Origin of the sequence: Rhodococcus sp. UNC363MFTsu5.1, assembly GCF_000686785.1 — a bacterium.
Classification (GTDB): Bacteria; Actinomycetota; Actinomycetes; order Mycobacteriales; family Mycobacteriaceae; genus Rhodococcus_G; species Rhodococcus_G maanshanensis.
Genome location: NZ_JMLO01000001.1, coordinates 546,838 through 571,759, shown reverse-complemented (window position 1 = coordinate 571,759; position 24,922 = coordinate 546,838). Strand labels below are relative to the sequence as shown.

Here is a 24,922-nt window from a genome sequence, read left to right as displayed (position 1 = left end):
CTCGGTGAGTCCTCATGCTATCGGCACGCGGATCGGACGGGCCTGTCACCCGAGCAGCGCGCCGAGCCGCGCCGCACGAACCGACGGCTGCTGACGGGGACAGCTGGTGCACTTGACCCCCTCGGCGGCCACGGGATCGGGCTCCGTTTCGTAGATCAGGCAGCAGGACGACCTGCGGACCACCCGCCGGGAACCCGATGCGGGCGCGGCACGCGGGTCCGCGCCCGCCGGTCCCCCGCGGCCGACGTCGACGAACCGGGGCCGCGGCAGATCCGGCCCGATCAGGTCGGCCAGCCGGACCGCCAGCGCACTGCCGAGCGCCGGACTGCCGAGCGCGGTGCCCGCGTCCAGCGCGCGGTTGCCGAGCGAGTCGGTCGCGATCGCCCACAGTGAGCGCACGCCCGCACCGCTGAGATCGCTCAGTGCCGCGATGATCGGGTCGAGCGCGGACCTGAGCCGCTCGGCCAGCACCTCGTCGTCGCGGATACCGGCAACGGAGCGAACGGTCCCCAGGTACCCATCGGTCCGCAACGTACAGGTCAGCCCGGCCAGGGCCGGGTCGGGCGCGAGGCCCGTCGCCAGCAGCATCGAGGCGGGCACCGACAGCAGCGTCGAACTCGCCGAATACCACCACAGCGTGGCCGAGACGCGGGCGTCCTCGCAGGCCCATCGCCGCGCGGTGTCGACGATCCGTGCCGACAGCCAGTCGCGGTCCACCAGGACGCTGCCCGGGTATTCGGCCGCGGTCGGCGTGGGTACGGTCGCGTCCCGCAGCGACGGGATCGCCGCGATCGCTCGCTCGTAGGCCTCGCCGAGTTCCTGATCGATCACCACGACTAGAGCGGGCTCTCCAAGATCGGGTGCTCTACGCCAACCCAACCGGCGATGAGCCCGAGAGTTCCCAGCACCCACAGCGTTCCGATCACAATGGCACACGTCAGCAACGCCGACAGCGCCTTCACCACGACCGACTGTCGGCCGAACCATGCCATGAACCGGTCGTAGCACTCCCTCGCGAACCGGAGCAGGCGGTGCGCCCACGCGAACTCCGAGGCGAGGATGCCGAGCCCGGCGAACACGATCAACCAGCCGGGACCTGGGTACGGAATGGCGATGATGCCTGCGACGAGGACGAGTCCGCCGACCACACCGACGCAGATGCGGTAGGCCAGGTTCACTGCGGTGTTGCCTGCGATATCTCGCCGCAGGCGCATCCATCGGTTCTCGGTCGTCACCACCCGGACAACAGTACCGACGGGGCGGCAGCGGCGGGAGCCGGCCGAGCTACCTGGCGACCGCCCGCCACGCCGCCAGCTTGTCCGCGACCGGGGTGCCCGCGTTCGCCGGACTCGTCGACGGCAACCGGGCCATGGCGACCGACTCCGGGTGCAGTCCGCGCGCGACGACGGCGCGCCGATACGCCTGTTCGGCCTTGGCCCCGTTGAAGAAGACGCGGCCGATCCGGGGGTGACGCTCGAACAGGTCAGCGAAGTCGTTGGCCACCTCGGAGTCGGGGTCGATGCTCGAGTCGAGGCTTCCCTCCCGCCTGCACAGCTTCAGCACGTCCCACAGCGCGATGCCCTCGTCCTGGAGCCGCCGCAGCCGCTGCGCATAGGTCTGCCTGGGGCCCGCGTCGAACAGCTCACCCATGATCGGCCAGAAGCTGTTGCGCGGATTCGCGTAGTACATGCCCGCGGCCAGCGACGGGATACCCGGCATCGACCCGAGGATCAGGGTGTCGGCGCGGTCGTCGAGTACGGCGGGAAAGCTGTGGACGACGGTCATGGGCGTCCATTACACCCGAACATCTCGGTTCACAGGCCGCGATCGATCAGGTCCAGGATCTCCTCGCTGGTCGCCGCGTGAATCTTGTCGACAGCATCGGCGCGTGCATCGTCGCCCGCGCCGACCTCGGCCAACAGGTGTGCCAGGCGCTGCGCGAGGGCCGACCTGGCCTCGCTGTCCGCGCCGAGTTCGGCGATGGTCGCGCGAAGACGGTCGACGTCGGCGAAGGCCACCGACACCGGATCCGGCACGAGTTCCGCGCGCAGGAACTCGGCGACGGCGCGCGAGCTGGGGTGATCGAACACCATGGTGGGCGGCAACCGCAGCCCGGTGGCCGCACCGAGCTGGTTGCGGAGGGCGACAGCGGCGAGCGAGTCGAAGCCGAGTTCCTTGAAGGCCTGGTCCGGGTCGACGGAGTCCGCGGCGTCGTGGCCGAGCACCGCGGCGGCCCCGGCCCGGACCAGGTCGAGCATCAGGTGCCGCTGCTCGGGAATCGACAGATCGGCCAGGCGCTGCGCCCAATCCGACGGCCCGGACCCGCTCGATCCGGCCCCGGCCGAGCCCGACCCCGCGGCACGCCTGCGCGGCTCCCTGATGAGTCCGCGCAGCGGGGCCGCGACGTACGGCGCGGCCGACCCGGACAGGTCGAACCGGGCGGCCGCCACGGCCGGGACCCCGGCGGCCAACGCGCCGTCGAAGAGGGCAAGGCCGTCGGAAGCGGCCATCGGCACCATTCCGCTGCGGCGCGCCCTGGCGAGATCGATCGCGCCGAGGTTGTCGGTCATGGTGCTCGGCGGCGCCCACATGCCCCACGCGATCGACACCGCGGGAAGACCGAGGGCGTGGCGGTGCCGGGCGAGGGCATCGAGGAACATGTTCGCGGCCGCGTAGTTCGCCTGCCCAGGCGCGCCGAGGACACCGGCGAGCGAGGAGAACAGCACGAAGGCTCGCACCTCCGATGTCGCGGTCAGCCGGTGCAGGTGCCAGGCCGCATCGACCTTCGGCCGCAGCACCGTGTCGAGCCGCTCGGGGGTCAGCGAGCCGAGGGTGGCGTCGTCGATGACGCCCGCCGCGTGGATCACCGCCGTCAGCGGGTGATCCTGCGGTATCCCGGCCAGCAGCGCCGCGAGGGCCGGCTCGTCGGAGGCGTCGCAGGCGACGATGCTCACCTCGGCCCCCAGCTCGGTCAGCTCGCGGCGCAGCTGGTCGCAGCCCTCGGCGTCGGGTCCGCGCCTGCTGGTCAGCACCAGGTGCCGCGCCCCGTGCGCGGCGATCAGGTGGCGGGCCACCAAGGACCCGACGGTGCCGGTGCCGCCGGTGACGAGAACCGTGCCGCCGGGATCGAAGGGCTGGCCCTCGGGCTCGGCGGCACGGGCCCGCCGCAGCCGGGGGGCGAGCAGGGTGCCGTTCCTGACGGCCACCTGTGGTTCGCCGCTCGCCGATGCCGCCATGAGCGCCGAGTCGGCATCGGAGGCGTCGTCGAGGTCGACCAGGACGAACCGGTCCGGGTTCTCGTTCTGTGCGGAACCGACCAGCCCCCACACCGCCGCGGCCGCGAGGTCGGCACCCGCATCCGGGTCCTGACCGTCGTCGGTGGCCATCGCGTTGCGGGTCACGATCACCAGCCGGCTGTCGGCGACGATGTCGTCGTCCAGCCAGTCCTGCAGCAGTCGCAGCACCCGGGCACACAGGTCGTGGGTCACCTCCGGACCGTGCTCGCCACCGGTGCCGCATCCGACCAGCACCGTCCACGGGATCGGGTCGTCCTCCTCGGGCGCGGACTCCATCGCGGTTCGCAGCACCGCCAGGTCGGGATGCATCGGGAAGGTCGACCCGTCACCCCGCTCGCCCGGCCACTCGGGGCCGAGGACGACCATCGGTCCCGGTGTCGGCTCCGACGAGGGGCCCTCGATCGGAACCCAGGTCAGCCGGTACAGCGGCGGGGCCGCCCCGCCGCCCGCACCTGCCCCGTCGAGCGCCCTCGGCACGACCCGCAGCGCGTCGACGGTCAGGACCGGCTCGCCTCGGGGGTCGGCGAGGACAACTCGATGGCACCCGTCCTCGGTCGCCTCGGACCGCACCGAGACCGCCTCCGCTCCGACGGTGTGCAGACGGATCCCCGACCAGGTCACCGGCCAGCCGTCCCACCCGAGGATCGGCTCGAGGGCCGCCTCCAAGAGCTCCGGGTGGATGCCGTAGCCGGTCGCGTCGGTGCCTTCTTCGAGGCTCACCTCCCCCTCGGCGTCGCCCGGGACCTGGTGCGGCACAGCGACGGCGGGGCCGACGACGTCGTCGATCGTCGCGGAGGCGTTCCTGACCCAGGAGTCGGCGACATCGGACTCCGCCGCGTTCGACGAGATGGTGACGGTACGACCGCCCGTTGGGTCGGTCGGCGACACGAGCACCCGGATCGAGGCCTGCCCCGACGACGAAAGGGTCAACGGTTGGTGCAGGGTGAGTTCGTCGATGTGGTCGAGACCGACGTGATGGGCCGCGTGCAACGTGAGTTCGACCAGCACAGCGGGCGAGACCGCCCGTGGATCGTCCTGCGCCTGCTCACCGTCGTCTACCGGCGGTACGAGCCACGAATCCCGCTGCAACGAGAGCTGCCCGGTGAACATCAGCGCGTCGTCCTCGAGGGTGACCACCGCGCCGAGCAGCGGGTGATCCGCCGGGCCGAGCCCCAGCTCCGCCGGATCTCCGGTGCTCCGCGTCGATGTCGACGGCCAGAAGGAACGACGCTGGAAGGCGTAGGTGGGCAGGTCGACCCGGCGACGCCCGGGCAGCACCCGATCCCAGTCGATCGGGACGCCCTGCACGTAGGCCGCCGCGACCGCCGCGATGATCCCGTGCGCCTCGTCCCCGCGTCCGGGCAGCGTCGCGATCGCATTCGGGACGACCTCCGCGGCGAGCGCGGTCAGGGCCGCGCCGGGGCCGACCTCGACGAGGCGGGTGACACCGAGCTCGTCGAGGGCGCGGATGCCGTCGTGAAAGCGCACCGATTGCCGGATGTGCCGCGTCCAATAGTCCGGCGACGTGAGTTCCTCGGCGGTGGCGACGCGCCCGGTGACGTTGGAGACGACCGGGACACTCGGTGGCTGCGCCGCCAGCCTGGACACCACGGCGGTGAACTCGTCGAGGATCGGGTCCATCAGGGTCGAATGGAAGGCCCGCTCGACCCGCAGGCTCGTGGTCTTCATGCCTGCGGCGGACAGCTCGGAGGCGATGGCGTCCAGATCGCGTTCGCCGCCCGCGAGCACCACCGATTCGGCACCGTTGACCGCCGCCAGATCTACCCGGTCGTCGATCCGTGCCAGCACGTCCTCCGCCCGCGCCCGGACGGCGATCATCGCGCCCGGCTTCGTCGACTGCATCAACCGTCCGCGCTCGCCGACCAGGGCCGCGGCATCGGGCAGGCTGAACACACCCGCGACGTGCGCGGCGGTGATCTCCCCGATCGAATGGCCTATCAGGTAGTCCGGGGTGATGCCCCAGTGCTGCAGTAGGCGATAGAGCGCGACCTCGACCGCGAACAGAGCCGGCTGGGTGTACTCGGTGCTGTCGAGCTTCGCGGCGCCACCCTCGGCGTCGTCCCAGATCACCTCGCGCACCGGGATTTCCACATGCTCGTCGAGCGCGGCACAGACCTCGTCCAGTGCCTCCGCGAACACCGGGTTGGCCTCGTACAGGCCACGGCCCATCCCTATCCGCTGGGCGCCCTGGCCGGTGAACATGAAGGCCGTCTTGCCCCGGACGCTGGTGCCGGTGATGACATTGCCGCCCGGTCGCCCCTCGGCGATGCGGACCAGGCCGTCACGCAGGTCCTCGAATGTCTCGCCGATCACCGCGGCACGATGGGCGAAACCGGATCTGGTGGTGGCAAGGGAGTACGCGATGTCGGCCGGATCGGGGAGCTCGTCCGCCCCTTCGAGGAACTCCGCCAACCGAGTCGCCTGCGCGCGCAGCGCATCGCCGGTCTTTCCGGAGATCACCCAGACCAGCGGCGAGGCCTGTGGGGGCGATGGGACGGGCGTCGGTTCGCCCGGTGGCTGTTCGAGGATCAGGTGCGCGTTGGTACCGCTGATGCCGAACGACGAGACGGCCGCGCGCCTCGGCCGCCCGGTCTCCGGCCAGGCGACGGGTTCGGCGAGCAGCGAGACCTCTCCCGCCGTCCAGTCGACGTGCCGGGTCGGCGCGTCGCCGTGCAGGCTCGGCGGCAGCACCCCGTGCCGCATCGCCATCACCATCTTGATCACCCCCGCGACCCCCGCCGCGGCCTGGGCGTGACCGATGTTCGACTTGACCGAACCCAGCCACAGCGGCCTGCCCTCGCGGTCCTGCCCGTAGGCGGCCAACAGCGCCTGCGCCTCGATCGGGTCGCCGAGCGTCGTGCCGGTGCCGTGTGCCTCCACGGCGTCGATGTCGGTCGGCGCGAGCGCGGCGTCGGCCAGCGCCTGGCGGATCACCCGCTCCTGGGAGGGCCCGTTCGGTGCGGTCAGTCCGTTGGAGGCCCCGTCCTGGTTGACCGCCGATCCGCGGATGATCGCCAGCACCCGGTGGCCGTTGCGCTCCGCGTCGCTCAGCCGCTCCAGCACCACCATGCCCGCGCCCTCGCTGAGCCCGGTGCCGTCCGCCCGGTCGGAGAACGGCTTGCACCGACCGTCCGCGGCGAGCCCGCGCTGGCGGCTGAACTCGATCAGCACACCTGGGGTGGACATCACCGTCGCCCCGCCCGCCAACGCGAGCGCGCATTCACCGTCGCGCAGGGCCCGTGCCGCGAGATGCATGGCCACCAGCGACGACGAGCAGGCGGTGTCCACGGTGACCGCAGGCCCGGTGAAGCCAAGAGAGTACGAGATCCGGCCGGAGGCAACACTGTTGCTGGTGCCGGTCATCAGGTAGCCCTCGGCATCGACGTTCCGCCTGCTCATCAGGTGGAAGCCGTAGTCGCCCCCCATCAGCCCCACGTACACGCCGGTGTCGGTGAGGCCGGGCCCGTTCGGTTGGATCCCCGCCCGTTCCAGCGCCTCCCATGCGCTCTCGAGGAGCAGTCGGTGCTGCGGATCCATCGCGATCGCCTCGCGCGGGCTGATGCCGAAGAAGGCGGCGTCGAACTCGTCTGCGTCGTAGAGGAATCCACCTTGGCTCATGTAGGTGGTGCCTGCTCGCTCCGGGTCGGGGTGGTAGACCTCGGCGAGATTCCAGCCCCGGTTGTCGGGATACGCGCCCACGGTGTCGTGGCCCTCGCGCACGAGTCGCCACAGGTCCTCCGGGCAGTACACCCGGCCCGGATACCGACAGGCCATCCCGACGATCGCGATCGGGTCCTCGCCCCTGCGGGTGCGGGCCGGGCGGGTCGACTGCGGTGCCGCCTCGCCGCCGAGCAGGCGAGCCACGAGCTCCTTGGCGAGCGCGTCGGCGGTGGGATGGTCGAACACCACCGTCGCGGCGAGTGCGACACCGGTGGCGGTGGCCAGCTGGTTGCGCAGTTGCACGGCGGTCAACGAGTCGAAGCCGAGCTGTTTGAAGGCACGTTCCGGGTCGATCGCTTCCTTGCTGTCGTGGCCGAGGACGGCCGCGACATGGGTGGTCACGAGGTCGAGGACCCGGCTGTGCCGCTCGCCGGGGTCGAGCACGCGCAGCTCGTCGGCCAGGCCGGTCGGTGACTCGGCGGCGGCGACCCGGCGACGGATCCCCAGCACCCGGCGCAGGATCGGCGGCAGCGACTCGGCATCGGAGCGGGAGGGACGCGTCGACAGACGTATCGGCACGATCAGCGCACGGTTCACCGCCAGCGCCGCATCGAACAGGGCCAGCCCCGACTCCGGGCTGATGGTGTCGATGCCGGAGCGCTGCAACCGGTCGAGGTCGGCCGCGTTCAGGTGGGAGGTCATCCCGCTCGGCCGGTCCCACAATCCCCAGGCCATGGAGATCGCCTGCAGCCCGCGGGCGCGGCGGTGCTGCGCGAGTGCGTCGAGGAAGACGTTCGCGGCCGCATAGTTCGCCTGGCCTGCGCCGCCGAGCACACCAGCCGCGGAGGAGAACAGCACGAACGCCGACAGGTCCCTGTCGCGGGTGAGTTCGTGCAGATGCCAGGCACCGTCCACCTTCGGACGCAGGACGTCGTGCAGCTGGTCCCGCGTCACGGTGACGGCGGTGGCGTCCTCGAGCACCCCGGCCGCGTGGATCACCCCGGACAGGTCTGGGATATCGGCGAGCAGGGCGGCCACCGCAGCGCGGTCGGCCACGTCGCAGGCCACCACGCGGACCTCGGCGCCCGACTCGGCGACATCGGCCCGCAGTTCGGCCGCACTGTCTGCGCCGAGCGGGTGCCTGCCGGTCAACACCAGCCTGCGCACCCCGTACCGCGTCACGAGGTGACGGGCGATCAGCCTGCCGATGGTTCCGGTGCCACCCGTGATCAGGACCGTGCCGTCCGGGCCGAAGGGGGCCGGATCCGCCTCGGCTGCGGCCGCGACGGGCGTCTGAGCGGCGAGCATGGGCGCCAGCAGTACGCCGTCCCGGATCGCCAGCTGGGGTTCGTTGCAGGCCAACGCCATTGCCAGCAGCGCGGGGTCGGCGGGTGCACCCGCGGCCACGTCGAGATCCACCAGGCAGATGCGGTCCGGATACTCGTGCTGCACCGCGCCGATCAGCCCCCACGCGGGTGCGGCGGACACGTCGTCGATCGGTTCGCCGTCGCGCACGACCACCCCGAGCCGGGTCGTGACGAGCAGGCGGGTCTCGGCCAGGCGATCCTCGCGGAGCCAGGCCTGGACCGCATCCAACGCTGCCTCCGCGGCGGCGTGCGCCCGCGTCGGCAGGTCCGGCTCCCCGCCGGGCTCGCAGTCCAGCCACAGCACGCGACCGGAGTGGTCGCCTCCCGCCAATGCCTCCGCGAGCGGCATCGGCTCCGCCGCGGCCTCCGCCGCCGCGGCGCCGACCGGCATCCACTCCACGCGGTAGAGGCTCTCGCCGACACCGGCGGCGGGAAGCTGGGTGTCCCCGAGCGGCCGCAGCGCCAACGAATCCACGGTCAAGACCGGTTTGCCCGTCACGTCGTACGCGGACACCCGGTAGCGCTCGGGACCGATCGTCGTGACGTGCACACGCAGAGCGGTTGCACCGACGGCGTGCAACTGCACTGCGCCCCATGCGAAGGGCAGACGGACGCCGCTCGCGCCCGACGCCGCGCTACCGAGCGCGATCACGTGCAGCGCCGCGTCGAGCACCGCCGGGTGGATCCCGTACCCCGCCACCGCCTCGGCCGGGTCCTCGCCGCCGAGACTCACCTCGCCGAACAGCTCGTCGCCGCGGCGCCACGCCGCCCGCAGGCCACGGAAGCTCGGGCCGTACCCGTAGCCGGCCTCGTCCAGCACCCCGTACAGACCCCTGACGTCGATCGGCGTGACATCGGCAGGCGGCCACTGCTGTTCGCCGGAGTCGGCGGCGTCCACGGCCGCCGTGAGCGTGCCGGTGGCGTGTCTGGTCCACGGCGCCTCCGTCGCGGCGTCCGCGGGCCGGGAGTGCACCGACACCGCGGCGCGGCCGCCGTCGCCGTCGGCGTCGGCGAGAACGCTCACCTGCACCGCGACCTCGCCCTCGGCCGGGATCAGCAGGGGCGCTTCGATGGCGAGATCCTCGAGCCCGCCGCGTGCGACGCGGTTGCCGGCGTGGAGGGCGAGCTCCACGAATGCCGTACCCGGCAGGATGACGGTTCCGTTGACCGCGTGGTCGCGCAGCCACGGAAGGCGTTGCGGGGAGAGCAGTCCCGTGAACACCACGCCCCGGTCGTCACCGAGCTCGACCGATGCGGCGAGCATCGGGTGTCCACCGGAGTCCATGCCCGCCGACGCGACGTCACCGTGCGGCGCGGGACTGTCGAGCCAGTAGCGGCGGTGCTGGAAGGCATACGTGGGCAGCTCAACCCACCGCTGCCGATCGTCGCGTCGAGCCCAGCCGACCCGGTCCCAGTCGATGTGCACCCCGGACACCTGCGCCTCGGCGAGCGCCGTGGTGAACTGGCGCATACCCGCGCGTTCGCGCCGCAGGGTGCCGATGGCCCGGCCCGCGACACCAGCCGCGTCGAGGGTCTCCTGCAGTGGCACGGTCAGGACGGGATGGCTGCACGACTCGACGAACAATCGATAACCGTCCGCGGCCAGCGATCTCGTCGCCTGCTCGAACCGGACGGGGCGGCGCAGGTTCCGGTACCAGTAGTCCGCGTCGAGCGCGGTGCCGTCCAGCGCGCCACCGGTCACCGTCGAATAGAACGGAATCCGCGACCGGCGGGGCGTGATCGAGGCGAGGGCATCGAGGATCGGTTCCCGCAGGACCGACACATCCGAGCAGTGCGAGGCGTACTCCACCGCGATCCGCCTGGCCTGGACGCCCTCGCCCTGCAACTGCCCCACCAGGAGGTCGAGCGCTTCGACGGGTCCGGACACCACGGTCGCGGACGGACCGTTCATCGCCGCCACCTCGACGGCGCCCGCCCACGGTTGGATCCTCGCCCGCACCGCGTCCGCAGGCAGCGCCACCGAGGCCATCCCACCCCCGCGGCGCGCCGACGCGGCGATCACGCTGCTCCGTGCCGCGACGACCAGCGCGGCGTCGGGAAGGCTCAGCGCGCCTGCGACGCACGCGGCGGCGATCTCCCCCTGCGAATGTCCGACCACGGCCGCCGGTTCCACGCCGTGCGCCCGCCACAGTTGGGTGAGCCCGACCATCACCGCGAACAGGGCAGGTTGCACGACGTCGACCCGGTCAAGGGAGGACGGATCGCGGTCGCGCAGCACGTCGAGCAGGGAGAACTTCGTGTACGGGGCCAGCGCCTCGGCACACTCGCGCACGCTGTCGGCGAACAGCGGCGACGACTCGAGCAGCTCAGCGGCCATGCCGACCCACTGCGCGCCCTGGCCGGGAAAGACGAACACCGGCCGGTCGCCTGCTTCGAGGGCAAGGCCGGTGACCACATCGGGGCCGGGTGCGCCGCGGCCGAGGGCGTCGAGGCCAGCCAGCAGGCCCGAGGGCTCCGAGCCGATCACGGCGGCGCGGTGGTCGAACGCGGCGCGTGATCCCAGCAGCGCCCCGGCCACCTCGGCTGGCGTCAGGTCGGGATGGTCCGCGACGTACCCGCGCAACCGCTCGGCCTGGGCGCGCAGGGCCGGCTCGGTGTGCCCCGAGACGAACCAGGCCACGACCTCGCCCTCGGGGGCCGTCGGTTCGTCGGTCGACGGTGTGACGGGCGGGGGCTCCTCCAGCACGACATGCGCGTTGGTGCCGCTGATGCCGAACGAGGACACCGCCGCCCGGCGGGGCCGATCGGCCACCGGCCAGTCGCGATTCTCGGTGAGCAGCGACACCGAGCCTGCGGACCAGTCCACGTGTGGTGTCGGCCGGTCGATGTGCAGCGTCTTGGGCAGGACCCCGTGCCGCATCGCCATGATCATCTTGATCACGCCCGCCACGCCCGCGGCCGCCTGGGTGTGCCCGAGATTCGACTTCACCGAGCCGAGCCACAGCGGGCGGTCGGCGGGGCGATCGCGACCGTATCCGGCCAGCAGGGCGGACGCCTCGATCGGATCGCCCAGTGTTGTCCCTGTGCCGTGCGCCTCGACGGCGTCGACGTCAGCGGGTCCGAGCCCGGCGCTGGCCAGCGCCTGGCGGATCACCCGTTCCTGGGCTTGCTTGTTCGGAGCGGTCAGGCCGTTGCTCGCGCCGTCCTGGTTCACCGCGCTGCCCCGGATGACGGCCAGGATCCGGCGGCCGTTGCGCTCCGCGTCGGACAGTCGTTCCAGCGCGACCATTCCCGAGCCCTCGCCCCACGCCGTACCGTCCGCGGCGGCGGAGAAGGCCTTGCACCGGCCGTCTCGCGCCAGTCCGCGCTGGCGACTGAACTCCACGAACACCGCGGGGGTGGCCATGACGGTCGCCCCGCCCGCGAGTGCCAGCTCGCACTCCCCGCTTCGCAGCGCCTGCATGGCGAGATGGATGGACACCAGGGACGAGGAGCACGCAGTGTCCACGGTGATCGCGGGTCCACACAGTCCGAAGCTGTACGCCACGCGTCCTGAGGCGACGCTCATGGCGTTGCCGGTGATGAAGTAGCCCTCGAGGTCCTCGGGCGGCGCCCCGCCCGCCCGCGCCGCGTAATCGATTCCGGAGAGGCCGGTGAACACGCCGACCTGGCCACCGTGCACCGAACGCGGATCGATGCCTGCGTGCTCGAGGGTCTCCCAGCTCGTTTCGAGGAGCAGGCGCTGCTGCGGGTCCATGGCCAGCGCCTCGCGTGGCGAGATACCGAATACCCCCGGATCGAACCCCGCCGGGTCGTCGAGGAAGCTGCCCTGCACGGTGTAGGTCTTGCCGGACTGCTCGGCCTTCGGGTCGTAGAGGTCCGCGAGCAGCCAGCCCCGGTCCTCGGGGAACCCGGTGACGGTTTCCGAACCCGATGCCACCAGGCGCCACAGGTCCTCGGGCGACCGCACGCCGCCCGGATACCTGCAGCCCATCCCGATCACGGCGATGGGCTCGCGGCTGACTCCCTCGGCCTCGCGAAGCTTCTCCCGCGTCTGATAGAGCTCCGCGGTCACTCGCTTCAGATAGTCGAGGAGCGTCGCCTGATCGGCCATCAGAGATCAGCTCCAATCTGAGAGCCCCCGACCTCCAGCGCGGAACATCGATTGTATCCGCCACCACCTCCCCGAGGCAGCGGTCTGCCGGTCACGAACGTCCCCCGGCACCTCGAGAGCACAAAAAAGCCCCCCTCGTACGAGGGGGGCTTTTTGTTGTGGTCCCGGCTGGGATCGAACCAGCGACCTTCCGCGTGTGAAGCGGACGCTCTCCCACTGAGCCACGGGACCGAGCCGCGCGTTGAACTCTCGCGGCCGGACGGGATGGAACATTAACACGACTTCCGCGGAAGTGAAAAACCGCAGTACGGCCCTCTCGGAATCCCGCCCGCATCCCATCGAACCCCACTCCCGCCGCCGGCTCCCTCCGACCCGGCGGCGGCCGGGGACAGGAGCCCCAATCCCCGCCTATGTGCCGTCAATGCGTCGTCATTGCGCGGCCATTGCACTCCACCCGATCCCCGTTTCGGCCACTGAACTGGCGATTTGTGACTACACACCCCGTGGGCTAATGTTTCATCTCGCACCACGGAGGCAGCAACGCCGCCCCCGGAAGTGCAATGCGGATGTAGCGCAGTGGTAGCGCATCACCTTGCCAAGGTGAGGGTCGCGGGTTCGAATCCCGTCATCCGCTCTCGAGGTTGGACTCGACCTTGACGGTGGAGTGGCCGAGTGGTGAGGCAACGGCCTGCAAAGCCGTGCACACGGGTTCGATTCCCGTCTCCACCTCGCGCGATTAGCTCAGCGGGAGAGCGCTTCCCTGACACGGAAGAGGTCACTGGTTCAATCCCAGTATCGCGCACGAAGGAATAGGCACCCGGTCGGGTGCCTTTTCTATTCGCACTTTCGGACCTACACAATGGGTCCGGTAGTGCACAATGCGGATGTAGCGCAGTGGTAGCGCATCACCTTGCCAAGGTGAGGGTCGCGGGTTCGAATCCCGTCATCCGCTCGTTTGGGCCGGACCAAGTTCCGGCGTTCCGCGCGATTAGCTCAGCGGGAGAGCGCTTCCCTGACACGGAAGAGGTCACTGGTTCAATCCCAGTATCGCGCACCATCATCGAAAGCCCCGGCCAGTGGCCGGGGCTTTCGTCGTCTCCGGGCAACCACAGGTGCACGCCGACTGAACGGCGGGTGAACACCGATGTCGGCCAAGCCTGTCGAGTTGAACGGTCGTTCACATTAAGGTTTGCTCGTCCGGATACCGAACCGATGCGACCCGAGGACTGTGATGGAGTTCAACCAGATCGACCGCCGCCGATTCCTGGCGGGCGCCGCCGCGGCGGGCGCGGCCCTGCCGCTGGCCGCCATGGCGCCCGGGACCGCGGCCGCGGCCGACACCAAGCCCTCCGCAGGCACCGGCAAGTTCCCGTTTCCCACCGGCACCAACCTCCGGGTGCTGATCACCGGGGACGCGGGCACCGGCACCAAGGCCCAGTGGGCGGTGGCCGACGCGATTCGCGACCTGCACAGCCGCGAGCCCATGTCGATGGCACTCGGTCTCGGCGACAACATCTACGAAATGGGCCCGACCAACGAGAACGACACCCAGTTCGCGGCGAAGTTCGAGGACCCCAACCACGGGCTCGACTTCCCCTGGGTGATGGCCCTCGGCAACCACGACAACAGCGCGATCTTCCCGGGCGATGGCGGCTGGCTGCTGCGCGGCGACGAGGAGGTCGACTACCACCGGCTCTCCCGGCGGTGGTGGATGCCCAGCCGCTACTACTCGGTCCGGGTGCCCGAGAAGAACCCGGTCGTCGAGTTCTTCGTACTCGACATGAACCCGGTCGCCGCCATGCTGCCCCCGATCCTGGCGCCCTACTGGGCCGCGGACGGGCAGTTCATGAACGAGCAGCGCGCATGGCTGGACGCGGCGATCGCCGCGTCACCGGCGAAGTGGAAGATCGCGTGCGCCCACCATCCCTACCTGAGCAACGGATCCCACGGCAACGCGGGCGTGTACGACGGGATGCCGGTCCCGCCCATGAACGGCGCCGACGCGAAGAGGTTCTACGAGGAGCACGTCCTCGGGCGATGCCAGTTCCTCCTTGCGGGACACGACCACTCGCTGCAGGTCCTCGAGCCGACGGTCGAGTCCAAGGGCACCCGTCAGATCGTCTCCGGTGCCGCGGGCAAGACCAGCAGCGGCAAGGCCGGCTCCGGCGGGGTGAACAAGAACCTCTTCCAGAACTTCTCCGACGTCGGATTCATGGTGATGGACCTTTCGCCGACCGCCGCCACGCTGCGCGTGTACACGGTCGACATCACCACCTCGAAGGCGAAGGAAGTGTTCAACCGCCGCCTGTAACAACCGATGTGTACCCCTCCGGATCGACCCGGAGGGACAATGGCCACATGGTCTTTCGGGTGCTCGCCGAGGCGACGATGACCGTGCACTTCGCGTTCCTGGTGTACGTCGTCGCCGGCGGGTTCCTGGCCTGGCGGTGGCCGTGGGCGATCTGGCCGCATCTCGTGCTCGCCGGCTGGGGTTTCTCGACCATCGTGTTCGGACTCGACTGTCCGCTGACCCACCTCGAGAACTGGGCCAGGCACGAGGCTGGCGAGCAGGGCCTGCGTACCGGCTTCATCGACACCTATCTGACCGGTGTCGTCTATCCGGAGCGGTACACCACGCTGCTGCAGATGCTCGCCGGGCTCGTGGTGCTCGTGTCCTGGGCGGGCTTCCTCGTCCGGCGCGGGCGTCCGGCACGGGCCGGGGTCAGCGCGCCGAACTGATCGCTCCCCGCGGGTCGAGGACGCCGCGCAGCGTCCTGCGCGCCACCCGGCCCTCCGGCGTCGGCAGCAGCGGGTAGACGTGCAGCAGGCCCGGCTCCTCGTGGTACTCGAACTCGGTGTTGCTCAGCGAGATTCGCTCCCGCAGCCGCCGCGCATCCGCATTGAGGATGTCGCGGGTGCCGGTGAACACCGTGAGGTGCCCCAGGTCGTCCAGGTCGGCATTGATGGGGCTCACCCGGACGTCCTCCGGTTCGAGGGCGCCGCGGTAGGCCTCGCCCGCCACCCGCAGCCCGTCCGGACTCAGCCACGGGTCGTGCGCCGCGAGGTCCGCGATGGCCGGGTCGTCGGCGGTGATGTCGAGCCACGGCGAGATCAGCACCGTCCGCCGCGGCGGCGTGAGGGTGCGTTCCCGCAACGCCACCGCGACGGCCAGTGCCATCCCACCACCCGAGGAGTCGCCGAGCAGGGTGAACCGCTCGGCGCCGCGCTCCCCCATCAGGCATTCGGCGAGGTCCGCGGCGGCGGGCACCACGACGTCCGCGGTCGCCACCGGCGCCAGCGGGTAGATCGGGACCACCACCTCCACCGGCAACGCCCGGGCCAGGCCCGCAACGAGCCGCCAGTGCTGCCGGGTGATCTCGCGGAAGTACGAGCCGCCGTGCAGGTACAGCGCGCTGTCCAGATCCCGCCGCGACGCGCCGTGCGCGGCCACCGAGTACACCGGCCAGCCGGCGGCGGTGCGCTCCAACCGGATGTCGACCCGCCGATCGAGCCCGCGCGGCGGGCTGAACGAACGGGGTCGCAACGCCCGGCCCGCGATCTCCCGGCGGGTGGCCACGGCGCCCACCCGCCTGCTGCCCCGCAGCGCGAGCGCCGCGGGCATCAATCGGTTCGCCAGGCTGGTCATCAGTTCGCGCTCGCGTGTCCGGCGATCAGGTCCCGGTACCAGAAGTACGAGTCCTTCGGCGTGCGGGCCAGGGTCTCGTAGTCGATGTGGACGAGGCCGAACCGCTCCTTGTACCCCGCGGCCCACTCGAAGTTGTCGAAGATCGACCAGGCGAAGTAGCCCCGCACGTCGACCCCGTCCTCGATCGCCTCCCGCACCGCGTGCAGGTGTTCGCGGTGGTAGTCGATCCGCCGACGGTCGTCGACCCGGCCGTTCTCATCGGGGTCGTCGTCGTGGAACGACGCCCCGCTCTCGGTGATGTAGATCGGCGGCAGCGCGTCACCGAACCGATCCGCGAAGATCCCGAGAATCTCACGCAGTCCCGCGGGGACGATCGGCCAGCCGAAGTCCGTCCGCTCGTAGCCCTCCAGCGCCACCGGCTGGAACGGCATCCCCGGCGGCAGGTCGACCTCGAGGACCCCGCTGCTGCCCTCGTCGGAGGTGGGCGCGGCGATCAGCGTCGGCTCGTAGTAGTTGATGCCGAACCAGTCGAGCGGCTGCGAGATCACCTTCAGATCCTCGGCGACCGGCCCCTGCAGCGCCGCGGCCAGCTCCTCCGCCGGGTAACTGCCCCGCAGGACCGGGTCGGCGAACGTCCAGTTCACGATGTGGTCGTAGATCTCGGCGGCGGCGACGTCGGCCTCCGATTCGCTCGCCGCGTGTACGGGCGCATGGTTGGAGGCGATGCCGATGTTGTCGCACCCGGCCGCGCGCAACGCCTGCACCGACAGCCCATGGCCGAGCAGCTGGTGGTGGGCGGCCTGCAGTGCGCCGAAGCCCAGTTCCTGGCCGGGGGCATGCACGCCGAGCGCGTGCCCGTACAGCGTGTGCACGACCGGCTCGTTCAACGGCATCCACATGCGCACCCGATCACCCAGCCTGCGACCGACGATGTCGGCGTACTCGGCCAGGCGATAGGAGGTCTCGCGGTTGAGCCAACCGCCCGCCTCCTGCAGCTCGACCGGCAGGTCCCAGTGGAACAGGGTGACGGCTGGATCGATCCCGGCCGCGACGAGCTCGTCGACGAGGCGGTCGTAGAAGTCCAGACCCTCCTCGTTGACCGGACCACTGCCGGTGGGCTGCACCCGGGACCAGGACACGGACAGCCGGTAGGCGTCGACGCCGAGGTCGCGCATCAGCCCGACGTCCTCGCGGTAACGGTGGTAGTGGTCGATGGCGACCACGCCCGTCTCGCCGCCGACGATCACCCCGGGCCGCTCGCAGTACTCGTCCCAGATCGAGCGGCCCCGCCCACCCTCATCCACCGCGCCCTCGATCTGGTACGCGGCCGTGGCCACGCCCCACAAAAAGCCCTGAGGGAACATAGGATTGGTTTCAGTCGCAGTCATGAGCCGAGTTTGCCGAAATGTTGGACGCGCGTCCAGTGCGATGCTTGAATTCATCAACACAACGCCCGAACGGGCCCGGCGAAAGCACACTGGCCTCATGACGCTCCCCACCCCCGCATTGCGGGCCGCTCGCGTGTCGACCGCCGTTGGCTTCGGCCTGCAGGGCATGTTCCTCGCCGCACTCCTGACGCAGCTCCCCCAGTTCAAGGACCGGTACGGCTTCGACGACTCCACCATCGTCGTCGCCGTGGTGCTGGTCTCGCTGGTCGCGGCCGTCGGCAGCGTGATCGCCGAGTACCTGGCAACCAGGACCTCGAGCAAGACCACCCTGCGAGCGGGACTGTTCGTCATCGCCTGCGCAGGCACCGGGATCGCCTTCGCGCCGTCCCCCGCCGCGTTCTTCACCGGATTCGCCGTGTACGGCATCGGCCTCGGCATGGTCGACGCGGCCACCAACATGCAGGCCGTGGCGATCCAACACCGCTACGGCCGATCGATCCTGGCCTCGTTCCACGGCGCATGGAGCGTCGGCGCCATCGTCGGTGCGCTGTACGTGTCGGCGTGCTCGGCGCTCGAGGTGAGCCTGCCGGTGTCGATCTTCGGCGCCGCGCTCGGGGTCGCCGCCGGAACGCTGCTGATCGGACCGCGACTGCTCGAGGTCGGACCCGAGGCCGAGGCGAACACGTCCGCCGCGCCGCTGACGATCCCGATGCGCCCGTTCCTCGCCCTCGGTGCCGCGATGGCACTGTTCTTCGCCATCGACTTCAGCGTCGGCAACTGGTCGGCGCTGTACCTCAAGGACCTGCTGCTCGCCAGCGCCAGCACGGCGGCCCTCGCGGTCGCCGCCTATCAGACCGCGGGCCTCGTCTCCCGCCTGACCGGCGACTTCTGGGTGCGACGCCACGGCGAGGTCGCGGTCGTCCGGGTCGGCGCGGCGATCGCCGCGCTCGGGCTGGTCGTCGTGATCGTCGCGCAGAGCCCGACCGTCGCGATCATCGGGTTCCTCATCGTCGGACTCGGCGCGCCCGTCATCGCCCCGCTGTGCTTCAGCGCCGCCGGTCGGCTCGCCCCGCCGGACCAGACGGACGCCGTGATCGCCCGACTCAACCTGTTCAACTACGCGGGCACACTGGTCGGCGGCGCCATCGTAGGTGCGGTCGCGGCCGTTTCCGACCTGCGGATCGGCTTCGTCCTGCCGCTGCTGTTCGCCGTGGCCCTGTTCCTGCTGGCCCCCTCGTTCCGACCCAAACGGGTCACCGCGGGGGCCGATTCCGCCGACCTGACGCGTGTGGTCGACTAGAGGCATGCCCTCTCAGTTCGCCGTCGTCCGCGCCATCTCATCCGACGCGGCCGAGCTCGCCGCCGTTGCCGCCGAGACCTTCCCGCTCGCCTGCCCGCCGTCCGCGACCGAGGCCGACATCGCGGACTTCATCACCACGGTGTTGTCCGAGGCCCGCTTCACCGAGTACCTGGCCGCGCCGGACCGAACGGTACTCAAGGCCGTCGGCGCGGACGGGATCATCGGCTACGCGATTCTCGTCGACGGCACCCCCGACGATCCCGATGTCCGGGCGGCGGTCACGCTGTTGCCGACCCTGGAGATCAGCAAGCTGTACGTGCTGCCGGACCGGCACGGGGACGGGGTGTCGGTGGCGCTGATGACCGCGGCGCTCGATCACGCTCGTGCTCTCGACGCCGCGGGCGTCTGGCTCGGGGTCAACCAGGAGAACACGCGGGCACAGCGCTTCTATGCCAAGCACGGCTTCGAGCGGGTCGGCACGAAGACCTTCCTGGTCGGCGCTCAGCTGCACCACGATTTCGTGATGCAGCGAGCGGTCTAGGCAGCGACCTCGAAGCGGGACAGCGCAAGCAACCGCGAGGTCGCGCGCAGGTACTTCTTCCGGTAGCCGCCCGCGAGCATCTCCGGGGTGAAGATCTCGTCCAGCTTGGCGCCGGACACGGTGACCGGGATGCTCGCGTCGTACAGGCGGTCGGCGAGCACGACCAGTCGCAGCGCCACGGACTGGTCCTGGGCCGGGTGCACGCCCCGCAGGAACACCGCGGGCACATCCGCGATCAGCTTGTTGTAGCGCGAGGGGTGCAGGGTGCTCAGGTGCGCGCACAGGGCGTCGAAGTCGTCGAGCGTGGCGCCGGGGATACCGTCGGCGCGGTCGGCGAGCTCGGCGTCCGAGATCGGCTCAGGCGCGGGCGGCAGGTCACGGTGACGGTAGTCGGGGCCGTCGACCCGGATCGTCTCGAAGATCGACCCGAGCTTCTTGATCTCGCGCAGGAAGTCCTGGGCGGCGAACCGGCCCTCGCCCAGCTGACCGGGCAGGGTGTTCGAGGTGGCCACGATCGAGACGCCACGGGCGGACAGCTCGGTGAGCAGACGCGAGACGAGCATGGTGTCGCCCGGATCGTCGAGCTCGAACTCGTCGATGCAGAGCACGCTGTGGCCGGAGAGCTGCTCGACCGCGTTGTTGAAGCCGAGCGCGCCGACCACGTGGGTCAGCTCGACGAACGTCCCGAACGCCTTCGGCGAGGGCACGCTGTGGAAGATCGACGCCAGCAGGTGGGTCTTGCCGACGCCGAAGCCGCCGTCGAGGTACAGGCCCGCACCGCTGGCCTGGGCCTTCTTGCCGAACAACCCGCGCCGTCCACCGGAGCGGATCTTCGTCACCTTGACGGCGAACTCCTCGGCCTTGCGCACGGCAGCGGCCTGGCTCGGCTCGTTCGGGTCGGGGATGTACGAGGCGAAACTGACCTCGTCGAACATCGCCGGCGGGACCATTTGCGCGATCAGCTGGTCCGCCTGAACCACCGGACTGCGATCAACAAGACGCTCGTGCATGCAAGGAGGTTATCTACGTGCTGTTATCTCACATATGCACCGCCTCGATATTGCGACCCACCTCACACCGCTCGACGACGATGAGCTGCGCGACCTGCACCTCTATCCGGACACGACGTCCGCGCCGTGGGTCCGGGTCAACTTCGTCTCCAGCATCGACGGCGCGGTGAGCGCGGACGGGACCTCGGCAGGACTGGGCACCCCCGCCGACAAACGTCTGTTCGGTGTCCTGCGCGAACTGGCCGACGTGATCCTGGTCGGCGCAGGAACCGTGCGGGCGGAGAACTACGGCGGCGCCCGGGTGACGGCGGAGCGCAGCGCACGCAGGCGCGAGCGCGGCCAGGCGGACGCGCCGCCCATCGCAGTGGTCACCGCGAGCGCCGACATCGACCCGGCGTCCCGGTTGCTCACCGACACCACCGTGGCACCCCTGATCCTCACCACCGCCGCCGCACCCGACGACAGGAAGGCCGGGCTCGAGGCGGCGGGCGCGCGGGTCCTCGAACTCGGCGAGTCCACCGTGCCGCCGTCGGCGATCCTCGACACCCTCCACGGGCTCGGCCTCACGCGGGTGCTCTGCGAGGGCGGCCCCGCACTGTTCGGACAGCTGCTAGCCGCGGACGCGGTCGACGAGCTGTGCCTGACCACGGCCCCGCTGCTGGTGGCCGGTCGAGCACCGCGGATCGCGTCCTCCCCCGACGCCGCCCCGACGGCGATGCGTCGGGCGCACCTGCTCGGGGACGAGGACGGCACGCTGCTCGCACGCTGGGTACGCGAGCGGAACGGCTGAGCGACCTGGCAGGCTGTGCAGCGTGACATCCCCACTGCGCAGGACGTGGCCGCTCGCCGTGGTGCTCGCCTTCTGCTGCGCCTGCAGCGCCGGGCCGAGCGTGCGCCCCGACGTCGCCGTCGCGCAGCGACCGGGAGAGACGACGAGCCCGGCCGCCGACGCCGAGCAGGAGCCGCACCCACTCGAGGTGCCGCGCACGGACCTCGACTGGAGCGACTGCACCCGCACCACCCTCGACACGCTCGGTCTCGGACCGGGACCGGCCGGGCTGATCATCGAGTGCGCACAACTCGCGGCGCCGATCGACCCGTCCTCCTCGATCCCCGGCACCTTCAGCCTCGGGGTCTCCCGGGCCAGGCTCCCACAGACCCCGGCCGACGCAGGCCCACTCGTGCTCACCTCCGGCGCGGACCGGGCATCGACCGCAACCCTCGCGGCGCTGGCCGCGGGTCCCATCACCGACCTGCTGGCGGCCCGCCCGGTGGTGGCAGTTGACCGTCGCGGCATCGGTACCTCGACCACCATCGAGTGCATCGATACCCCTGGCCTGCGCCGAGCCATGCTCGACCTCGGACAGTTCTCCCCTCCCGACCCCGACGGCGGCGACGCCGCGGACAAGGTGATGACACTCAGCCGCGACGCCACGGTCGGCTGCACCGACTTCCTGCAGCCGCAGGAGCTGGCCTTCGACGCCGCGCACGCCGCCGACGACCTCGAGCAGCTGCGGCTGGCATGGGGCGTCGACCGGTTGGGCCTGCTCACCACAGGAAACGGCGCGGCGGTCGGGCTCTCGTACGCGGCGCAGCATCCCGATCGGCTCTCCCGGCTCGTCCTCGACGCCCCCGGCTCGGTCCGCGCCGACGCCGTGACGGCCGCCGAGTCCCGCGTCGCGGGTCAGGAGGCGGCACTGGCCGCCTTCGCCCGCCAGTGCGCCGCGCTCGCCTGCTCGCTCGGCCCCGATCCCCGCTCGGCCGTTGCCGACCTGGTCCGCCGCGCCTCGGCCGGCGAGCTGGCCCCGGTCTCCTCGAACGGATTGCTGACGGCCCTCACCGGATTCCTCGGCGCGCCCCGCGGCGATCAGCAGGCGCGCGTCCGCGAGTTCTCCGATGTACTGGCCGCGGCAGGCCGCGGCGACATCGGCCCGCTCGACTCCCTCATCGGGCACACCGCCGCCGCCACCGACTCGGACGGACAGTTCATCGCGCGCTGCTCCGACGGGAATCAGTGGCCGACGCCCGGCCGTGCCCGCGAGCTGCGCACCGCATGGGCCGAGCAGTACCCGGTGTTCGGGCCCGACGCCGCGCTGTCGCTACTGCTGTGCACGGCGTGGCCCACCACGCCGCCGCCGGAGCTGCCCTCCCGGCTCGACGTCCCGGTGCTCACCCTCAGCGGGGCCGCCGACCCGATCGTCGGCAGCGCGGGGGCAGGGTCGGTCACCGGCGCGGTCGCGGCCGCGGGCGCCGCCAACGCGACCGTCGCCTGGCTCGGCAGCGGGCATCCGGTGTCGACGCATTCCGGCTGCGGACAGCTCGCGATCGCCGAGTACGCCCGCACCGGTTCGCTGCCCCCGGACGGCGGCGCCTGCCCGGGCTGAGGCGGCCGCGTGGAGTGTCACCCGAACGCCCGGGTGCCCGCTCGGTGTACCGTGCCACGGTGTTCCTTCGACATCTCGAACCACGCACCGGCCGGACGACCGCAGAGGTGGTCAAGTTCGCGCTGTGGCCGCTCGCCATCATGACGGTGCTGCATCGAGTGCTCGTCAAGGCGGTGAACGGGTTCCGGACGGACGACTTCGCTCCGGTCTACCGGGCGGCACTGGCCTTCCTCAACCACAAGCCCGTCTACACCGCGAACTTCAACTGGGTGGACCCGCACTACCTGTACCCGCCCAGCGGAACCCTGATGATCGCCCCGATCGCGCTGATCGACCCGGAGCGCTCGCGCTGGCTGTTCATCCTGGTGAACGCGGCGGCTGTCATCATCGCCGGCTATCTGATGCTGAAGATGTTCAACCTGGCGCTCGACTCCATCGCGGCGCCGATCCTGCTGTTCGCGATGTTCGCGTCCGAGACGGTCACCAACACCCTGGTCTTCACCAACATCAACGGCCTCGTCCTGCTGGGCGAGGTGGCGTTCATGTACCTGCTGCTGCGCAAGAAGGACGCGTGGTCGGGCGTCGCCCTCGGATTGACGTTCGCGGTCAAACCCATCCTGGCACCGCTGCTGCTGCTGCCGCTGGTGAGCAAGCAGTGGAAGGTCTTCGTGACCGCGGTCGGCATCCCGCTGATCCTCACCGCGATCGCCTGGCCGCTGTCGGCCGACCCGATGGACTTCGTGCGCCGCACCGCGCCGTATCTGATGGAGTCCCGCGACTACTTCAACAGCGCGATCGTCGGCAACGGCGCCTACTACGGGCTGCCCGACCTGCTGATCCTGGCGCTGCGGGCGCTGTTCGGCGTGATGGTCCTGGTGTCGCTGTGGCTGCTGTACCGCTACTACCGCGACGATCAGCTCTTCTTCGTCACCACTGCCTCCGGCGTGCTGCTGACCGCGTCGTTCCTGCTGGGCTCGCTCGGCCAGATGTACTACTCGATGATGCTGTTCCCGCTGCTGATGAGCGTGGTGCTGCGGAACTCGGTGATGCGGAACTGGCCCGCCTGGCTGGCCGTCTACGGGTTCATGAGCTACGACAGCTGGCTGTCGGTACGGTTCCCTGCCGCGGGCCGAGCCGCCGAGTACATGAAGACCACCCTCGGCTGGAGCCTGCTCCTCATCGTGATCTTCGCGGTCCTGCTCGGCCGGTATCTCGTCGCGAAGCGCGAGAACAGGCTGGACGGCGGCATCGACCCGGCATTCCTGCTCAAGGAGCGCCCGAAGGCGGCCTCGGCTGAGCCGACAGATGTGACCGTCGGCTGAGCCGACAAATGTGAACCGGCTGAGTACCGTGGTGCCATGAGTTCCGCGGCAGATCCGGCACCCGTCCAGTTCACCGAAGCGCAGTGGCGCGAGCGCCTGAGCCCCGAGGAGTACGCGGTGCTCCGCGAGGCGGGCACCGAGCGCCCGTTCGTCGGCGAGTACACCGACACGAAGACCGTCGGCGAGTACCACTGCCGGGCCTGCGACGCGCTGCTGTTCACCAGCACGGAGAAGTTCGAATCGCATTGCGGGTGGCCGTCGTTCTTCGATCCGGCCGACTCCGACGCGGTGATCCTGCGCGAGGACACCACGCTCGGCATGCGCCGGGTCGAGGTGCTGTGCGCGAACTGCCACAGCCACCTCGGCCACGTCTTCGAGGGCGAGGGCTACCCAACCCCCACCGATCAGCGGTACTGCATCAACTCGATCTCGCTCCGCCTGGTGCCGCAGGACTGAGACCCGCTCTGGCCCAGCGCCAGCACGCTCAGGCCGAACATCAGGACGCCGAGGGGAACATGGAGCGAGGGCATCCGCGCGATGCCGAGCACCACCTGCACCGAAGCGAGCACGAGGAAGCCGGACGCGTACAGGATCGGGCGGGGCGAGCCACCGCCCGGTCGCCACGCCAGGATCGCGGCGAGCACGTACAGCATCGACGCGCCGTACATCACGCGCGCTCCGACGCCGTGCAGTACCTCGCCGGGCGACGAGGACAGCAGCATTCCGGCGGTGACCGCCTGCAAGAAGATGGTCAAGGTCTGCAGGGCTGTCGCTACCCGCAGGAACGTGGGTCTGCCCCATACTGCCGTCGTCTGTGTCGCCATCGTGCGGTCCCCTCTTCTGCCTCGCGGCCGTGGATCGGTAGTGTCTCGATACTCCGACGACACGGGCCCGCGAAATGTGAGGCGACGC

16 protein-coding genes and 6 tRNA genes are annotated in these 24,922 nt (G+C 70.7%); 13 read left to right on the top strand and 9 right to left on the bottom strand.

The annotated features are described in order from the left end of the window. Positions 1-45 precede the first annotated feature (45 nt). The 5 genes from BR31_RS27255 to BR31_RS0102680 form a co-directional block, all read right to left on the bottom strand. Complete coding sequence (locus BR31_RS27255; RefSeq protein WP_156042337.1) at positions 46-834, bottom strand: (2Fe-2S)-binding protein; 789 nt, start codon at positions 832-834, stop codon at positions 46-48. A 2-nt stretch (positions 835-836) separates the two neighbouring features. Next, complete coding sequence (locus BR31_RS0102695) at positions 837-1,214, bottom strand: TIGR02611 family protein (RefSeq protein WP_051636934.1); 378 nt, start codon at positions 1,212-1,214, stop codon at positions 837-839. Between the two features lie 70 nt (positions 1,215-1,284). Next, on the bottom strand, positions 1,285-1,785 hold the full coding sequence (locus tag BR31_RS0102690) for a DNA-deoxyinosine glycosylase (RefSeq protein ID WP_027499596.1): 501 nt from the start codon (positions 1,783-1,785) through the stop codon (positions 1,285-1,287). Between the two features lie 29 nt (positions 1,786-1,814). Next, positions 1,815-12,419, bottom strand: coding sequence for a type I polyketide synthase (locus BR31_RS0102685; protein ID WP_027499595.1), 10,605 nt, complete (start codon positions 12,417-12,419; stop codon positions 1,815-1,817). A 159-nt stretch (positions 12,420-12,578) separates the two neighbouring features. Continuing rightward, positions 12,579-12,650: transfer RNA gene (locus BR31_RS0102680), tRNA-Val, on the bottom strand. A gap of 331 nt (positions 12,651-12,981) precedes the next feature. On the opposite strand from BR31_RS0102680, the gene BR31_RS0102675 reads away from it, so the two are divergent. From BR31_RS0102675 to BR31_RS0102645, 7 genes are all read left to right on the top strand, one after another. Beyond that, positions 12,982-13,053 (top strand) — tRNA-Gly (locus tag BR31_RS0102675). A gap of 24 nt (positions 13,054-13,077) precedes the next feature. Next, positions 13,078-13,148: transfer RNA gene (locus BR31_RS0102670), tRNA-Cys, on the top strand. Between the two features lies 1 nt (position 13,149). Continuing rightward, positions 13,150-13,221: transfer RNA gene (locus BR31_RS0102665), tRNA-Val, on the top strand. Between the two features lie 78 nt (positions 13,222-13,299). Beyond that, a tRNA-Gly gene (locus BR31_RS0102660) sits at positions 13,300-13,371 on the top strand. Positions 13,372-13,401: 30 nt separating this feature from the next. Then, a tRNA-Val gene (locus tag BR31_RS0102655) sits at positions 13,402-13,476 on the top strand. A 171-nt stretch (positions 13,477-13,647) separates the two neighbouring features. Further along, a complete protein-coding gene (locus tag BR31_RS0102650) occupies positions 13,648-14,730 on the top strand; it encodes a metallophosphoesterase (protein ID WP_027499594.1) in 1,083 nt (360 codons plus the stop codon). Positions 14,731-14,777: 47 nt separating this feature from the next. Continuing rightward, positions 14,778-15,158: a DUF2784 domain-containing protein gene (locus BR31_RS0102645; RefSeq protein ID WP_027499593.1), complete on the top strand. Its 381-nt coding sequence runs from the start codon at positions 14,778-14,780 to the stop codon at positions 15,156-15,158. Here the strand turns inward: BR31_RS0102645 and BR31_RS0102640 are convergent. Together BR31_RS0102640 and BR31_RS0102635 are read right to left on the bottom strand one after the other, a co-directional pair. Beyond that, entirely contained in the window at positions 15,142-16,065 is a 924-nt protein-coding gene (locus tag BR31_RS0102640; RefSeq protein ID WP_027499592.1) for an alpha/beta hydrolase fold domain-containing protein, read from the bottom strand. The genes BR31_RS0102645 and BR31_RS0102640 overlap by 17 nt on opposite strands. Beyond that, complete coding sequence (locus BR31_RS0102635; protein ID WP_027499591.1) at positions 16,065-17,453, bottom strand: GH1 family beta-glucosidase; 1,389 nt, start codon at positions 17,451-17,453, stop codon at positions 16,065-16,067. The genes BR31_RS0102640 and BR31_RS0102635 overlap by 1 nt, the downstream gene beginning before the upstream one ends. A gap of 97 nt (positions 17,454-17,550) precedes the next feature. Between BR31_RS0102635 and BR31_RS0102630 the strand changes: the two genes are divergently transcribed. Together BR31_RS0102630 and BR31_RS0102625 are read left to right on the top strand one after the other, a co-directional pair. Continuing rightward, a complete protein-coding gene (locus BR31_RS0102630) occupies positions 17,551-18,753 on the top strand; it encodes an MFS transporter (protein WP_027499590.1) in 1,203 nt (400 codons plus the stop codon). Positions 18,754-18,757: 4 nt separating this feature from the next. Continuing rightward, positions 18,758-19,294, top strand: coding sequence for a GNAT family N-acetyltransferase (locus BR31_RS0102625; protein ID WP_037175238.1), 537 nt, complete (start codon positions 18,758-18,760; stop codon positions 19,292-19,294). Here the strand turns inward: BR31_RS0102625 and zapE are convergent. Next, a complete protein-coding gene (gene zapE / locus BR31_RS0102620; RefSeq protein WP_027499588.1) occupies positions 19,291-20,304 on the bottom strand; it encodes a cell division protein ZapE in 1,014 nt (337 codons plus the stop codon). The two genes, BR31_RS0102625 and zapE, sit on opposite strands and share 4 nt — an antisense overlap. Before the next feature lie 34 nt (positions 20,305-20,338). Between zapE and BR31_RS0102615 the strand changes: the two genes are divergently transcribed. Genes BR31_RS0102615 through msrB form a run of 4 tightly spaced genes read left to right on the top strand, consistent with a single transcriptional unit; the run spans position 20,339 to position 24,466 of the window. Beyond that, positions 20,339-21,094, top strand: coding sequence for a pyrimidine reductase family protein (locus tag BR31_RS0102615; protein ID WP_027499587.1), 756 nt, complete (start codon positions 20,339-20,341; stop codon positions 21,092-21,094). Between the two features lie 22 nt (positions 21,095-21,116). Beyond that, positions 21,117-22,688 (top strand): alpha/beta hydrolase, encoded by a 1,572-nt coding sequence (locus tag BR31_RS0102610; protein ID WP_231496343.1) that lies wholly within the window; start codon positions 21,117-21,119, stop codon positions 22,686-22,688. Between the two features lie 59 nt (positions 22,689-22,747). Beyond that, positions 22,748-24,010 (top strand): glycosyltransferase family 87 protein, encoded by a 1,263-nt coding sequence (locus BR31_RS0102605; RefSeq protein ID WP_231496342.1) that lies wholly within the window; start codon positions 22,748-22,750, stop codon positions 24,008-24,010. A 36-nt stretch (positions 24,011-24,046) separates the two neighbouring features. Next, positions 24,047-24,466, top strand: a complete 420-nt coding sequence (gene msrB / locus BR31_RS0102600; protein ID WP_037175237.1) for a peptide-methionine (R)-S-oxide reductase MsrB — start codon at positions 24,047-24,049, stop codon at positions 24,464-24,466. Here msrB and BR31_RS0102595 read toward each other — a convergent pair. Further along, positions 24,415-24,834, bottom strand: coding sequence for a hypothetical protein (locus BR31_RS0102595; RefSeq protein WP_027499583.1), 420 nt, complete (start codon positions 24,832-24,834; stop codon positions 24,415-24,417). The two genes, msrB and BR31_RS0102595, sit on opposite strands and share 52 nt — an antisense overlap. Between the last annotated feature and the right edge of the window lie 88 nt (positions 24,835-24,922).

Bases quoted from the DNA above. Each gene is read 5' to 3' on its own strand.
- BR31_RS0102685 (WP_027499595.1), bottom strand. From the start codon at position 12,419: ATGGCCGATCAGGCGACGCTCCTCGACTATCTGAAGCGAGTGACCGCG.
- BR31_RS0102630 (WP_027499590.1), top strand. From the start codon at position 17,551: ATGACGCTCCCCACCCCCGCATTGCGGGCCGCTCGCGTGTCGACCGCC.
- BR31_RS0102635 (WP_027499591.1), bottom strand. From the start codon at position 17,453: ATGACTGCGACTGAAACCAATCCTATGTTCCCTCAGGGCTTTTTGTGG.
- BR31_RS0102595 (WP_027499583.1), bottom strand. From the start codon at position 24,834: ATGGCGACACAGACGACGGCAGTATGGGGCAGACCCACGTTCCTGCGG.
- BR31_RS0102625 (WP_037175238.1), top strand. From the start codon at position 18,758: ATGCCCTCTCAGTTCGCCGTCGTCCGCGCCATCTCATCCGACGCGGCC.
- BR31_RS0102640 (WP_027499592.1), bottom strand. From the start codon at position 16,065: ATGACCAGCCTGGCGAACCGATTGATGCCCGCGGCGCTCGCGCTGCGG.
- BR31_RS0102690 (WP_027499596.1), bottom strand. From the start codon at position 1,785: ATGACCGTCGTCCACAGCTTTCCCGCCGTACTCGACGACCGCGCCGAC.
- zapE (WP_027499588.1), bottom strand. From the start codon at position 20,304: ATGCACGAGCGTCTTGTTGATCGCAGTCCGGTGGTTCAGGCGGACCAG.
- msrB (WP_037175237.1), top strand. From the start codon at position 24,047: ATGAGTTCCGCGGCAGATCCGGCACCCGTCCAGTTCACCGAAGCGCAG.
- BR31_RS0102695 (WP_051636934.1), bottom strand. From the start codon at position 1,214: ATGCGCCTGCGGCGAGATATCGCAGGCAACACCGCAGTGAACCTGGCC.
- BR31_RS0102645 (WP_027499593.1), top strand. From the start codon at position 14,778: ATGGTCTTTCGGGTGCTCGCCGAGGCGACGATGACCGTGCACTTCGCG.
- BR31_RS0102615 (WP_027499587.1), top strand. From the start codon at position 20,339: ATGCACCGCCTCGATATTGCGACCCACCTCACACCGCTCGACGACGAT.